Genomic DNA, 14,499 nt, shown 5'->3' with positions numbered 1-14,499 from the left:
AATGTTTCACGTGAAACATTTGGTTATGCTTCTTCCTTGATAATCATGTGACGGATAATATCGTCATTGATTTTAGCAAGACGATCAAATTCATTGATTGCTCCTGCAGTTGATGGAGAAGATACTTTAACGATATGATAGATGCCTTCACGGAATCCGTTCATTTCATATGCTAAGCGGCGTTTTTCCCAATCTTTTGATTCGATAACTTCTGCTCCGTTATCTTTTAAGATTGTGTCGAAACGTTCTACTAAAGCAGTTTTTGCTTCTTCATCAATGTTCGGACGAATAATGTACATAATTTCATAATTCGTAGCTTGACTCATTGATTTTCACCTCCCTATGGACTTTAGGCTCTTAGATTGCTAAGAGCAAGGAGAGTTATCTAAAATTTATAGACTACTCACAAGGTTTCATTATACAGCTAAAAGCTGATAAAATCAAGTCTTCTTAGCAATTTTTGATCATTTTTTTCAGCAATGTTTTTTTCCTCTCGTGTCTTACTTTAATATACGTATAATTTTACTTTTTTCATTTTTTTTTGCTATTGATTTAGGTTATTTATTTTTCATGTTATACTATCCTTGTTCGATATTACACAAATATTTTAAGGTAGTTTGAAAGGATGCTGTTACATTGAATCAACTGTTAGAATACCAACCACTCAACTTATACACAAATTATTTTGAGGCTGCACGTAATACCCCAGAAATTTCTATTATTCATGATGAACTTCTACCAGCTTTTCCTGAACTTGGCACTAATTATACTTATCAACTAAGTCACGACGCAATTTTAAATCGCGCCTATCAATTAGCTAGTTTAGGTGTAAAGGCTGAGGATAAAATCATCATTTTCAAGAGCCCAAAATTCGATACGTATTTGTTAGCAGTTGCCGCTTCTTATTTAGGCGCTGTTCCTGCAATGATTTCTTATCATTTTCCCGCAGAAACGATTGATGTTTTTGTTGATCGCTTGGAAGACCCTTTTATTCTATTTGATGATGAAACAGCAGAAAAAGTAGCACATGTGAAAAATAGTTCACAAGAAAAACAAATTTCAGTCCAAAAACTTTTGCAATCACCTGCTAAAAAAGTTTCCCAAGTAGAGTTACCTAAGGATGCTATTGCATACATGACACATACATCCGGAACAACTGGTATTCCTAAATTAATCTGTCACTCCGCAAATTCTATGGGCTGGCGAACAAAGTGGCAAAAAACAATTTTCACAAAAATTGCAGAAAAGAAGATTGTTGGTTTCCACATTTCACCAGTGCACTCCCGCTTTAATATAGGTATTTCTTCTTTAATGGCAATGGGCTTTCCTATGATGCCTTTATCAATATCAAATAGTGATTCTGTTTCAAAAATGTTAGTAAAACATCAACCAATTGCTCTTGAGACTCACCCAAACAATTTTGTTCAGTGGACATCTATGGCAAAAAAACAACCTGAATCCTTTGCAAGTGTCCGTTATTACCACTCCACTTTTGATGCCATCAACAACGCAACAATGGGAAGTTTCTTAAAAGCTTCAGAAAAGAATCAACCGATTTTCCTTCAAGTTTATGGACAAAGTGAATGCGGACCTATGATTTTAAAAGCTCATACGTTAGACTCTCTAAAAACATCTGATGCTCGTGACATGGGTGTTGGTTTAGAAGGATTAACTGAAGCTCGAATCGCGGATAAAGAGGGTAACGTACTACCTGCTATGACAGACGGACACATCCAATTCTTATCTAAAGGCCGTGCTTTAACGTACTATAAAGAAGACGACCGTTTCCAAGCAACCGTCTTTGGTCCTTGGTGGGATAGCGGTGACTATGGTTTTATAGATGAAAATGGTCATTTATTCCTGAAAGATCGCCAAGTTGATTTAATAGAGAAAATCGATAGTAATTTAGCAATCGAAGACCATTTATTGGATGCTCTGGATTTCCTTCAGGAAGTAATCATTGTTAGAGCAAAAGATAACTCTCCTCAGCCAATTTTAGCAGTTGATCCAAAACAAGGAATGGATTGGGATGCTTGGTGGGAACAAGTTGCTGATTTACCGCATCTAAACAAGCCGATTATTATGGATTGGGATGAGATTCCTCGCACTGCAACAATGAAAGTACAACGATTACAGATCGAAAAAGCATTGAAAGAAAAAGAATGATTTAAACTAAAAAGAATCGCAGACTAAGATGGAATAATAGTCTGCGATTCTTTTATTTAGTATATATAGTTTCTAAAGTACCATATTTTAATAATTTTTCTTTGGATAAAGAAATGCCGATTCCTTGACCATTTGGAACACTGATTTCACCGTTTTGAATTACAATTGGTTCACTCAGGATATCCTCAAAGTAATAACGATCAGAAGCGGAGATATCTCCAGGAAAAGTAAATATTTTTTGAGAAGCAAATTGTAGATTCAAAGCTCTTCCTACACCAGATTCAAACATTCCTCCAAGCCAAACAAACAGCCCTTTTTCTTTACAAAAATCAACTATTTTCATAGCTTCTGTAATTCCACCTACTCTAGGAATCTTTAAATTGATTGCTCGACAACTCCCCAAAGCAAATGCTAGCTCACAATCTTTAAGCGTTCGAATATTTTCATCTAAACAAATATCTGTTTTTATTTCCTTTTGCAACTGTGCATGATCCAGAAAATCATTTGCAGCAAAAGGTTGTTCGATCATTGCCAAATTATAGGCATCTAGTTGCTTTAAGTAGGAGATATCCTTAATGGTATAGGCTGAGTTGGCATCTACCATCAGCAAAATATCAGGAAATTCTTGTCTAATGGCTTCGATTGGTTCTAAATCATATCCTGGACGAATTTTTAGTTTGACCCTTTGATAACCCTGTTCAACATATTTTCCAATTTGATCGGTTAACTTAGTTAGATCGGTCTGAATTCCCACACTGACACCGACTGGGATTCTTTCTCTAGTATCATAAAAATATTCTTTTAGGCTTTTGCCCTTTCGTTTAGCATATAAATCCCAAATCGCTGTTTCAAGGCTAGATTTAGCCATTTGATTGCCTTTTACTTCATCAAATAAAGTCGATACTTCTTTAGGATGTTGAATATCACTATTTGTCATTAACGGAATCAAATGTTTTTCAATGATTATTCGAGCTGTATCGATTGTCTCTTCTATGTAATCTGGCTGCTCAAATGGAACTAACTCGCCCAGACCACAGTTACCTAATTCGTCTGTCACTACCAAAATATCAAAAGCTTTCTCTGTTAGACGACCGTAACTCGTTACAAAAGGAATCCTCAACGGCAATCGAACACAGTAACGATCAATACGGTGAATTTTCAACGTAGTTTCCTCCTTTTAAAAGTTTAGCGACTCGTTCAGCTCTGACTGGATAATTTAAGTTGTCGCATTTGGTTTCTCGGACAATTTAGCTATTTTCCTAAGGATTGATTTGTGAAGCTCGATAACACTAAATGCTAAACAAATCGGGGAATCCTTTAGAAAATTAGGAAATGGACATTGAAACGCTTTTCGTTTCGATGGCAATTTATCTATTTTCCCAAGGATTGATTTGTGAAGCTCGACAAAAATGTATAAACAATTTTCTCAAATACCTGTGGTTTTTCCAAATGAATACAGTGACCAGCATCTTGCACAACTTCAATTACCAAATCCGGTTGTTTTTCTTGCATTTTTTTGGCAATATCTTGGAATTTAAGATCTAGTTCTCCTACGATCAAAAGGGTAGGTATTTTTATCTTGTTAAGTTCCTGCCAAAAATCTGGCTGAACTCCGGTCCCCATAAACCATAAACTGCACGCCAATCCAAAATTCCGTTGGGATAATCGCTCTTGGCGAAGCGTTCCTTGGACTTTAGGCGATAACCTTTTTTGAGTCTCAAAAAGAGGTAACTGTTCCCAATTGTCAACAAAGTCTTCAATTGGATGGCTCATAATAAAACTAGCTAAATGTTCATCAGAACATTTCCGCACTATTCTTTCTGACTTGCTCTGTAAGCCCGGAGATCCACTCTCTAAGATCAGTTGCTGAATCTTCTGAGGAAATAGATGAGTGAAACCTAAAGCCGCTCTAGCGCCCATTGAATAGCCTAATAGAGAAAATTGAAATATACCCAAGTGTTCGGTCAATAACGCTATATCCTGACATAAGCAATCCATCTGATAACGATAGGGGTGAACATAACAATCCGTTTGACCATGACCAATTAAATCAATCGCTAAAATATTTATATCACTTTTTTTTTGAAAAACTGATGTGAAAGTTTGACTCGTTCCAGTAAATCCATGTAGGCAAACCAATGTTGGTTGGTCTGGTTTGTAGACAGACAGCCATTCATAATAATAAGTTACACCATTTATAGTCGTATTCATTTATTTTTTACCTAGCTTTTCTTTCAATCCACTAATAACTTTTTCATATAGCAACACATTTTCCTGACGATTACCGACAACTTCAATCATTTGAAATTTCGGTTGCTTTTGTGTCGCCTCCAACACTAATTCTAACTGTTCTAAACTCTCAGCTTTTACATAATCTGCTCCGTATAATTGAGCAACTAAAGAAAAATCCAAATCGATTGGTGTACCAAAAATTGGTTCAAAATCATCGGGTCTCAACTGACGTTGTGAAAGAAATGAAAAAATGCCGCCGCCATTATTATTCAGTAAAACAATCGTCAATGGTAAATTGTATCGTTTTGCTAATAATAATCCATTCATATCGTGATACATAGCTAAATCACCTATCAACAACACATTCTGACGATCTGGATTAATCGCGCACATTCCCAAAGCAGTTGAAACGATCCCATCGATTCCATTGATTCCACGATTACCGAATAAATGATAATGATTATTTTCAGATGCCGTAAAACGGTCTAAGAAACGTATCGCATTGCTGTTTGAAACAAATAATTGACCATTTTTTGCCATTTTTTTATGAACAAGAATACTTGCAGTCGTTTCATTTAGTGTCTTCATTTCACTTAGTTCTGCTAATTGTTGCTCTGTTGTTTCCTGCCAATCGACCCATTGATTACGCCATGAATCTGAAGTTTTCGTTTTAATTTTATCCGTAATCGCCTCAGCAAATATTTGTTCTTCTGCTTGGATCGCAACTTGGGTTTGTTTTAGTTGGTCTTGCCATTCGCCTGTTTCATCGACAAAGTAGATTGTGGTCGTCTCATTAAGTGATTGCAACCAAAGCATCGTATTTTTTGAAATAGGCAACATCCCAAAACGAACGACTACCTCTGGATACAGCTTCATTTCCACTTCTTGGATAAATAGATCAGCATAGCTCATGATCAAAGAGCTGTCTTTACTACACGAAGTAATATTTGCCAAAGGATCACTAATAATCGGCCAATTCAATGTTTCTGCCAACTCAATAAATACTTCAGCTTCTTCTAGTGTGTGACTTCCCCCTACAACTAAAACTCCTTTTTTCTCTTGCCATGCAGCAACACACTTAAGCAACTGTTCTTCTGATAGTTGCTTTTGACCAGCGAAAATTTCTGTTTGTCTTTCAACGCTCAATGATTGATTTAAATCAGGTAATAACGGCTCACGTAATGGAAAATTCAAATGAATGGGACCTTTTGGTGTTTGACAAGCCGTATCAGTAACTCGCATTCCTTGCCAATACGCATAGTCTAACATCACATTCGTTCCTTCTGGAATCGCCATCTCTATAAATTCTTTTACATGACTTTGAAATAAATGGAATTGATCCATTGCTTGAGGCGCGCCTACTTGCCGTAATTCATGTGGTCGATCTGTTGTTAGAATGATCAAAGGAACATGACTAGCACTTGCTTCGCAAATTGCTGGATAATAATTTGCAGCGGCTGTTCCAGATGTACATAATAAAGCGACTGGTTTACTGCTAGCTTTACTTAAGCCTAAAGCAAAAAATGCTGCAGAACGCTCATCAACTTCAATAAACGTTTCGATTTTTTCTTGTCGATGTAATAATAGTGCTAAAGGTGTAGAACGAGAACCTGGACTTATCACAGCCTGTTCTACGCCACTGCTGATCATTCCCTCAACAAACGTTTGTAGATAATTTGTCATTTCACTTTGATTTGTCATGATCATCCCCACCTATTCCTCTTAACATCGGTTGAAATTTGATTTTTGTCTCAACTCTTTCTTGCTCTACTTGAGAATCTTTCACAATACCACAGCCAGCGTATAAATAACCGATATTCTCTGAAAGTACTGCAGAACGAATTCCAACAGCAAATTCTCCTATATCTTCCTTGATTGCAACCCAACCAATTGGAGCACCATACAAACCTCGGTCCAAACATTCATGTTCTTTAAGCCACTTCAACGCTAACTCCTTTGGTTCTCCACCCAAAGCTGGGGTCGGATGTAATTGCTGGATTCCTTTTAGAAAACGGTATTCAACTTGTCGTTGTCCTTCAATGGCTAGGTGAAGGTGCTGAATATCACGATTCTTTAATAATTGCGGCTGTTGCGGGTGAATCGTAGTACCCGTCATCCATTCTAATTCTTTGATGATTCTATCTACAACGATTTTATGTTCTTGCCGATTTTTCATATCATTCAATAAATAATTCCCTAACGCCTTGTCTTGTACCTCTGTTGTTCCACGTGAAACAGAACCAGCGATACTTGCTGTCGAAAATGTCGTTGCAGAAGCCTGTAATAAGCGTTCTGGAGTAGCACCAATAAATATATGCTCATCTGATTCTAAAACAAAAAAATAGGTGTTTGTTTGCTGCTGCTGAAGATTTTTTAAAATCACATCTGCTTGGAATGGACGATCACTTTTCACTTCCATCCGTCTAGCTAAAACGACTTTCTCTAAAGGTCCTGCTTCCCTCAGTTTTGCTACAGTTTGATCCACAACAGACATCCATTCAGATACAGCGATTTCTTCTGCCTTTATTTGTAAAGGGACATTCTTTTCTAGCAACTGAACAGTCATTAGTTCTGTGAATTGTTCTGTAAGTTCTAGCCATTTTTGCTGTAATATTTCTTTATTTTCTGCACTGAAATTCATCGAAAGATACCGTTTGCCATCGGTTTCTGTAATTAAAAAGGTGGGTAAGTAAAATAATCCTTGTTCCATCTTGCCCCAGTCATTCTGCTTCATTTGTTTGCTATCAAAAGCAAATCCACCAAATAAAATAGCTCCTGTTCCAGTCATCGAATGATTTTGATATATTTTTTCTTTTTCTGCTAAAATAAATGCATCCACCTGTTCAAAAGTAGCTTGATCATAGGTCAGTTCTTGCTCTTTACCGAAGCCGACTAGCGTAAAATTTTTGTCAGGTGTTTGCCAATAAAAACGGACACCTTTAAACGTTTTTTGTCCCTTCTCAAATAAAGTACGCAAAGAATCTGTATTTTCATTTATTTCTTTAATCCAGCTAAATTGGCGATAGCCATTTTCATATGCTTGTTCTAATTCTTTAGGAATGCTCATTTGCTTAAAAAAGCCTCCCTTTCTATTGTTGTTAAGCGGTGCTTCGCTAATTTTCCACTAGCTGTTTTTGGTAGAGAATGGCATAAGTAAATTCGTTTAGGTAGTTTATACTTTGCCAAATAATTTTCAGCAAATTCATTTAGTTTTTCTACTGTGATCGTCGGTTCGCCAACAATATAGGCCACAGGAACAGCGCCCCATTTTTCATCAGATTCGCCAATTACGGCAACTTCTTTTACACCTGGAAACTCTTGGATAACATGTTCGATTTCTGTAGGATAAATATTCTCACCACCTGAGATGATCAACTCACTTAAACGACTGACTAAATACAGATATCCTTCTTCATCGAGATACCCCATATCACCCGTTTTAAACCAACCATCTGCTGTCCACTTTACCATCTGCCATTGATCTCCATTTAAATACCTGTAAACAACATTCTTCCCTTTTAGAAGAATCTCCCCAACCTCATTTGGCTGCAATTTTTTCTCGTTGTCATCAATGATTTTGACTGCCATTCCCATCAAAGGCTTACCAGCTGATCCTATTTTTTCTGCAGCATCTTCAAAACCTAATGCTACAACTTGGGAACAGGTTTCTGTCATTCCATATGATTGGATCACACGTATACCATGGCTTTCACATTTTTCCAACGCTTTAGGCGAAATCGGTCCACCGCCAAGCAGCATCGCTTTAAAATTTGAGCTATAGCCTGCCTTAGGATAGTTTTCTAGTAACTCTTGTAGCATAACTGCCACAACAGAAATCACGGTCCCACGACCTTTTGCTAGATCGTTTGTCACCATTTTTGCGTCAAATTTACTATATAAACGGAGACTACATCCTAATACTAACTGGCGAATGATGATCGATAATCCACTAATATGAAATAGTGGGACTGGGCAAAGCCAACAATCATCTGCTGTAATATTCATGTTTTCTTGTGTCGCCAAAGCACTAGCCAAATGATTACTGAAACACTGCACAACACCTTTTGGATTTCCCGTCGTACCTGACGTGTACATAATTGAAGCTGTCCCATCAAGCTGATAGATAGACGTATTTTCAGTTGCTGCTGTTCCTTTAAGGGGATTGGATTTTGTCATTTCAATCTGTTTTAATTGATCTAATTCAGAAAGAAATGCTGTACTTTCAGTAGAAACCACCACCAGATTCACCTCTGCATCGGTCAATTGGTAGTGGAGTTCCTGTAAGCTTAAATGTGTATTTAATAAAACTAACTCTTTACCTAATTCCCACAAAGCTAAAATCGAAAAATACATTTCTTTTGAATTACGACTAAATAAAGCAACTCGTTTTTCTTTATTCGGTATCTTTGATGAAAACGATTCTGCCCATTGCTTGACTTCTTGAGCTATTTCAGTAAACGACCAAACTTCATCCTGCCAATAAAAAGCAGGCTGATCTGGTCGTTCATTTACTTGTTTTTGTAGCCAACTGCACATGTTTTTCACCCTTTTATTTTATGGAAATTTAGGGAATTGGTCGAAATCAGGATCACGTTTTTCTTTAAATGAATCGCGTCCTTCTTTGGCTTCATCCATTGTATAATAAAGTAACGTTGCGTCTCCTGCTAATTGCTGGATTCCAGCCAAACCATCTGTATCGGCATTTAGAGAAGCTTTGATCATACGCAATGCAAGTGGGCTTTTCTTCAACATTTCTTCGGCCCATTCCATCGTTACATCTTCTACTTCAGCTAAAGGTACGACCGTATTGATCCACCCCATATCCAACGCTTCTTCCGCTGAGTATTGTTTGCATAGGAACCAAACTTCTTTGGCTTTCTTATGACCAACCACACGCGCTAAATAGCCAGATCCATATCCACCATCAAAACTACCAACATTAGGTCCTGTTTGCCCGAATTTAGCGTTATCTGCTGCAATCGTCAAATCACAAACAAGTTGAAGTACGTTCCCACCACCGATCGAATAGCCTTTGACCATCGCAATGACAGGTTTTGGAATCACACGAATCAAACGTTGTAAATCTAATACATTCAAACGAGGAACACTATCTTCCCCTACATAACCACCGTGACCACGAACTTTCTGATCGCCGCCAGAACAAAATGCTTTATCGCCTGCACCAGTTAAAATAATCACGCCAACATCTTGTTTATCACGGCTAATGTTGAATGCATCGATCATTTCCATGACTGTTTTTGGAGTAAAAGCATTGTGTACTTGAGGACGATTGATTGTGATCTTCGCCACTTTACCTTCTTGCTCAAATAAAATTTCTTCGTATTCTTTGATTGTTGTCCAGTTTCTCATTGGGAAACCTCCTTATAATTTTTAAAGCGGAACAAGCTGCTTAGCTCTGATAGAAAAATAGGGAAATATGATTGTGACACTCTTTGTCACTGGCAGATTTCATCTTTTTTCCGAGAGACTGGCTTGTGCAACTAGATGACATAAAAGCGGAACAAGCCCGTTTAGTCTCGACTGAAAAATAGGGAAATATGATTGTGACACTCTTTGTCACTGGCAGATTTCATCTTTTTTCCGAGAGACTGGCTTGTGCAACTAGATGACATAAAAGCGGAACAAGCCCGTTTAGTCTCGACTGAAAAATAGGGAAATATGATTGTGACACTCTTTGTCACTGGCAGATTTCATCTTTTTTCCGAGAGACTGGCTTGTGCAACTAGATTAGTTTTCAATGCCTCTATTATACACAAATATGAAGATTTTAGAATGATAGACGGTTTAGAGAGTGGCGAAATTGAACTTAGAAAAAGGAACATCCTACGAAACCTTGTCGTAAGACGTTCCTTAACATTTAGTACATTTATCACCATGGTCAATGATGGAATCTGGATTCCTAACTTGATTATTTTTGAATTTAAGACTTTTAATGAATCTTCTGATATCGATGCTATTACTTTACGGAATTAACAGTACTTTCGTTTATGGTTACTTTTTTCTTCAGAAAAACTGTCTGATACAACAATGAAGTTACATCAGACAGTTTTATTTTACAGATAGATACTTCCCTTGTATTACATACAGTTCTCTTCTAAGTTCATGTCGTAAAGCGCTTAGCTTAAACGTATTTCATCAAAAAAGGAATAAAGCGAGTTTGTGATCACTTAGATTACTCCTCTCTAAATTAAAGATTCTCCCTATAAAAAGCCTCTAATCTCTCCACTGCCAAACCAACTGGTTCTTCCTGATCATACAAATCATAATGACTAGCACCTTCGATCACATACAAATCCTTCTTCTCAGAACCTGCACGAGCAAACAATTCGTGTCCATCTCTATTCGAGCCAAATGCACCTTGTACACTACCAACAATAATTTGCAGTGGTTGTGTCAGTAATTCTTCTACAAGATGAAACGCATCAAACCCAATTACTGAACCAAAACTAGTATATCTCACTTTATTTGGAGAACAAGGATGTTGGCCACGAGGTGTCGTATAATAGTCCACTGCTTCAATTATATCAATATCTGTGATTCCAGCAGCTTCTCTTTCTTCTTGATTCTTAGGAATCCAATTCGCAATCAAAGGATTTTCGCCTCTTGCTTCCACAGTCCGTTGTTGCCCAATCTCTTCCAATGCCTTGATTACGCCAACTGTATCGCCATGACTTTCACGATTGACACGACCAATATTTGCACCTACAACAGTTCCAACTGCTTTGATCCGACGTTCGGTCATTGCTGCATTGACTGCGTAACCTCCACCAGCACAAACACCTAAAACACCAATGCGATCGACATCCACATAATCAATTGTTGTTAAATAATCAACTGCACAGCGAATATCTTCGACTCTTGCTGCTGGTTCTTCAATAAAACGCGGTTCTCCTTCACTTTCTCCTTGATACGAAGCATCAAAAACAAGCGTGACATAGCCTAATGCTGCTAGTTTTTCAGCATAAATTCCAGCAGTTTGGTTTTTACAACTACTGCCAGGATGGACACACACAATCGCAGGATATTTCTTGCTTGCATCTAATCCATCAGGGACATTTAAAATACCAGCGACCTTTAATCCTTTTGCATCAAATTTTACAGTTTGTTTTTCTACATTCATCATAATACCACCTTTATTTTTCTCTTGAGAGAATTATTACACTCTAGTATAATAAAATGCAGAAAAATACTTTTCAATAACCAAAAAAAGAAAAATGAGACTTACTACACACTTATTCAAAAATGTGTAGTCTAGGAGAATGACTATGAGTAAAATCGATCGAAGAATTCTAAAATCAAAACAAGCGATTCGGGTAGCCTTTGTAAACTTATTAATGGAACGTGGATTTGACGAAATAACGATAAAAGACATTGCTGAACAAGCAGATATTGCTAGAAAAACCTTTTACCTGCACTATCTAGATAAATTTGATCTTTTAGAACAACTTGTCGATGAGCACTTATCTGAGTTACGGATAATTTGTGATCAAAAACAAGAAAAAGAATTGATAGAAGGAACAATTATCTGGTTTAACTATTTTGATGCACGTAAAGATTTTTTTAAAGCGCTGTTTAAAAGTAACAGTACACTTTCATTTCGAAAAAAGTTACTAGATTTTACGATGGGGGAACTAAAGAAAAAAATCTACCCACTATCTGATAGCAACAAAATGATCGATCAAGAAATTCTCTTAAAATTTTTGGGAATTGCTGTGATGGGGATCATTGAATCTTTTGTTCTAGAAGAGATCAATGGTGATACAGCAATTGTAGCCCAACAAGTCGGAAAACTTGTTCAAAGAAATATATAATCAAAAATAAAAATGAGACAATCATTAATGATTTATATTAGTATCAATGTGCCAGCATCTCTTGTGCAATATCAAATCCAGTCATACCAACAGGATAGTACGTAGGCCAATTGTCCATTTCTTCCAATAATTTTTGCTGACTTTCATCACCAAAATAGATATGGAAATGTGCTGCTTTTGAAGGGGCGATCCCATGATCTGAAAATTGCACATACTTATACGGCGTGTCTTCTGTGGCTTCAAATAAATAGCGAACTCCACGATTTCCTGCTTTATAAGTTAAGATTTCTTTTCCTACGTATTTATATTTCGACGAGTACTGTTTATCCCCTACTATAAAAGTCATGGTGTCCTTACTGATATCAATTCGATCTACGTCTGTTTGATACCCTTTCTGATAATAGTCTTTGTATTCTTCTGCCGTCATTTTTTTCGTTCGTTTTTCTTTATAGTCAAATACTTGGTCAAACATGCCCTCTTCTAAATAAGGAAACACCGATTGCCACTCACCAGCATAATCAGAAAGCTCACGGTCTTTAACATCCTTGTCGTCAAAATAGCCATTTGAAACCGTCTTGTTTACAGTAGCTTCAGTTAGTTCTTTTTTAGGCGTAACTTCTGTTGATTTTATCAGTGCTTCTAAATTCTCTTTCATCACACTAATATACGTTTTGCCTGCTTTCATATCCTCATTTGTAAGACCTTCTAACGGATTTAAAACAAGTAATTCAACACCTGTCTCGTTTGCTAAGGTTTTCGCTACTCGGTCATTTGCATTTTCTTCAAAATAAATATAGTTGATCCCTGTTTCTTCCACTAGTTTTTTCAGTTCTGCAATCCGAGAAGGCTGCGGTTCTTGATCGGGAGAAATTCCTGCAATTGGTACCTGTTTTAAGTTATAATCTAAAGCTAAATAAGAAAAAGCTGTATGTTGGGTAATAAAATTTTTTTGTTTAGCATTCGTCAACTTTTTCTCATACAGTTCATTAAGCTCCGTTAATTGTTCGATATAATCTGCCGCATTTTTAGTAAATGTCGTTTTTTTCTCTGGGAAATGCTTACTCAATTCATCTCTGATTGTTTCAACTTCTTTGATTGCTCGAAATGGACTTAACCATACATGAGGATCATAGTCATGAGAATGCCCGTCGTGATTTCCCTCTGCTGAATGATCGTGATCATCACTCCCAGGTAAAAGAACCATCCCTTCACTTGCCTTGATACTCGTCACATTCTTTAGTGATTTTTCCATCTTAGGTACCCAAGTCTCCATATATTCACTATTATAAACAAAGGCATCCGCATCTTGTAATTTGGCGATGTCCTTTGCAGAAGGTTCGTAATCATGCGCTTCTGTTCCTGCTGGAACCATTAACGTAACCTCACCACCGTCACCAACGATATTTCTAGTAAATTCATACATCGGATAAAAAGAAGTGACAATCGTTAATTGTTTTTGATCTTTATTCTCTTTTGTCTCCGTTTTTGGTTTGGTACAAGCTGTTAAAATAATTCCTAGTAAAAATAGCCCTACGCTAATAAGTCGTAACTTCTTTTTCATTTCTGATCTCCTCAATCGTTTTATTTATGATCTAGTGTATCTTAAGATAATTGCTAGTGTGAAAAACACATTATTGTAATAAAAACTAATTACTCATCAGACCACTCCTTTACGATTCTCACAACACAAAACGTAATGGTTACGTTTTAATCACATGAGAATATAACAATTTTTGTTATCGTTGTCAAGAGACGAACAGAGACCAAGAAAGTATAAAACCAAAATAAAAAGCGTAAGACAATAGTCAGAAAAAAATCTGATTATTATCTCACACTCTCTATTTTTTATTCTTATTCCATATAAATACTGTTCGTAGGAACGACTTGTGCACCAAACGGCATCAATGCCAATTTAGCCAATTTAAACGACTGCATCCCAAATGGTATTCCAATGACCGTTACACATAAAATAATTCCGCTGACACAATGTCCTACTGCCAACCAAAATCCACTGAATACTAGCCAAAGAATGTTTACTAAGAATGAGGTCGTACTTGTGCTGTACACAACTTTTTTACCGAAGGGCCAAAAACTTAAACCTGCTAGTTTGAAACACTGCAGTCCAATCGGAATCCCAACGATCGTAATACACCACAGAATTCCTGCTAAAAGCCAAGTCAATCCACCAAAAAAACCACCAAAAATGAACCAAATAATATTTCCTAGACAACCCATATCTTGATCCCTGCCTTCTTTATACTTTAAATAG

Annotated in this window: 13 protein-coding genes; 3 read left to right on the top strand and 10 right to left on the bottom strand. The window is 36.9% G+C overall.

The window, feature by feature from the left end; all coding sequences use genetic code 11:
• Nucleotides 1-23: 23 nt before the first annotated feature.
• Nucleotides 24-326: a 30S ribosomal protein S6 gene (gene rpsF, locus A5821_RS12075; RefSeq protein WP_069663270.1), complete on the bottom strand. Its 303-nt coding sequence runs from the start codon at nt 324-326 to the stop codon at nt 24-26.
• 310 nt (nt 327-636) lie between these two features.
• Between rpsF and A5821_RS12070 the strand changes: the two genes are divergently transcribed.
• Nucleotides 637-2,166: an AMP-binding protein gene (locus A5821_RS12070; RefSeq protein ID WP_086314805.1), complete on the top strand. Its 1,530-nt coding sequence runs from the start codon at nt 637-639 to the stop codon at nt 2,164-2,166.
• A gap of 52 nt (nt 2,167-2,218) precedes the next feature.
• On the opposite strand, the gene menC is transcribed toward A5821_RS12070, so the two are convergent.
• The 6 genes from menC to menB form a co-directional block, all read right to left on the bottom strand.
• Nucleotides 2,219-3,328 carry an o-succinylbenzoate synthase gene (menC, locus tag A5821_RS12065; RefSeq protein WP_086314803.1) on the bottom strand — a complete coding sequence of 370 codons (1,110 nt, stop codon included), beginning with the start codon at nt 3,326-3,328 and terminating at the stop codon, nt 2,219-2,221.
• A gap of 209 nt (nt 3,329-3,537) precedes the next feature.
• Nucleotides 3,538-4,377, bottom strand: a complete 840-nt coding sequence (menH, locus tag A5821_RS12060; protein WP_086314802.1) for a 2-succinyl-6-hydroxy-2,4-cyclohexadiene-1-carboxylate synthase — start codon at nt 4,375-4,377, stop codon at nt 3,538-3,540.
• Nucleotides 4,378-6,099, bottom strand: a complete 1,722-nt coding sequence (gene menD / locus A5821_RS12055) for a 2-succinyl-5-enolpyruvyl-6-hydroxy-3-cyclohexene-1-carboxylic-acid synthase (protein WP_086314801.1) — start codon at nt 6,097-6,099, stop codon at nt 4,378-4,380.
• Entirely contained in the window at nt 6,083-7,465 is a 1,383-nt protein-coding gene (locus A5821_RS12050) for an isochorismate synthase (RefSeq protein WP_086314800.1), read from the bottom strand. The genes menD and A5821_RS12050 overlap by 17 nt, the downstream gene beginning before the upstream one ends.
• Nucleotides 7,462-8,934: an o-succinylbenzoate--CoA ligase gene (locus tag A5821_RS12045; RefSeq protein ID WP_086314799.1), complete on the bottom strand. Its 1,473-nt coding sequence runs from the start codon at nt 8,932-8,934 to the stop codon at nt 7,462-7,464. The genes A5821_RS12050 and A5821_RS12045 overlap by 4 nt, the downstream gene beginning before the upstream one ends.
• A gap of 18 nt (nt 8,935-8,952) precedes the next feature.
• Complete coding sequence (menB, locus tag A5821_RS12040; RefSeq protein ID WP_086314798.1) at nt 8,953-9,768, bottom strand: 1,4-dihydroxy-2-naphthoyl-CoA synthase; 816 nt, start codon at nt 9,766-9,768, stop codon at nt 8,953-8,955.
• A gap of 423 nt (nt 9,769-10,191) precedes the next feature.
• Here menB and A5821_RS12035 point away from each other — a divergent pair, with 423 nt between their 5' ends.
• Nucleotides 10,192-10,392, top strand: a complete 201-nt coding sequence (locus A5821_RS12035) for a hypothetical protein (RefSeq protein ID WP_139844061.1) — start codon at nt 10,192-10,194, stop codon at nt 10,390-10,392.
• 214 nt (nt 10,393-10,606) lie between these two features.
• Here the strand turns inward: A5821_RS12035 and A5821_RS12030 are convergent, their stop codons facing one another.
• Nucleotides 10,607-11,539 carry an alpha/beta hydrolase gene (locus tag A5821_RS12030; protein ID WP_086314796.1) on the bottom strand — a complete coding sequence of 311 codons (933 nt, stop codon included), beginning with the start codon at nt 11,537-11,539 and terminating at the stop codon, nt 10,607-10,609.
• Between the two features lie 145 nt (nt 11,540-11,684).
• Here A5821_RS12030 and A5821_RS12025 point away from each other — a divergent pair, with 145 nt between their 5' ends.
• On the top strand, nt 11,685-12,230 hold the full coding sequence (locus A5821_RS12025; RefSeq protein WP_086314795.1) for a TetR/AcrR family transcriptional regulator: 546 nt from the start codon (nt 11,685-11,687) through the stop codon (nt 12,228-12,230).
• Nucleotides 12,231-12,273: 43 nt separating this feature from the next.
• On the opposite strand, the gene A5821_RS12020 is transcribed toward A5821_RS12025, so the two are convergent.
• Together A5821_RS12020 and A5821_RS12015 are read right to left on the bottom strand one after the other, a co-directional pair.
• Nucleotides 12,274-13,791, bottom strand: coding sequence for a zinc ABC transporter substrate-binding protein AdcA (locus A5821_RS12020; protein ID WP_086314794.1), 1,518 nt, complete (start codon nt 13,789-13,791; stop codon nt 12,274-12,276).
• 290 nt (nt 13,792-14,081) lie between these two features.
• The gene (locus A5821_RS12015) at nt 14,082-14,465 is read right to left on the bottom strand and encodes a YccF domain-containing protein (protein WP_086314793.1); all 384 of its coding nucleotides are present in this window, start codon (nt 14,463-14,465) and stop codon (nt 14,082-14,084) included.
• Nucleotides 14,466-14,499 lie beyond the last annotated feature (34 nt).

This window comes from Enterococcus sp. 7F3_DIV0205 (assembly GCF_002141365.2).
Lineage (GTDB): Bacteria > Bacillota > Bacilli > Lactobacillales > Enterococcaceae > Enterococcus_L > Enterococcus_L palustris.
This window is presented reverse-complemented; position numbering and strand designations above follow the sequence as displayed.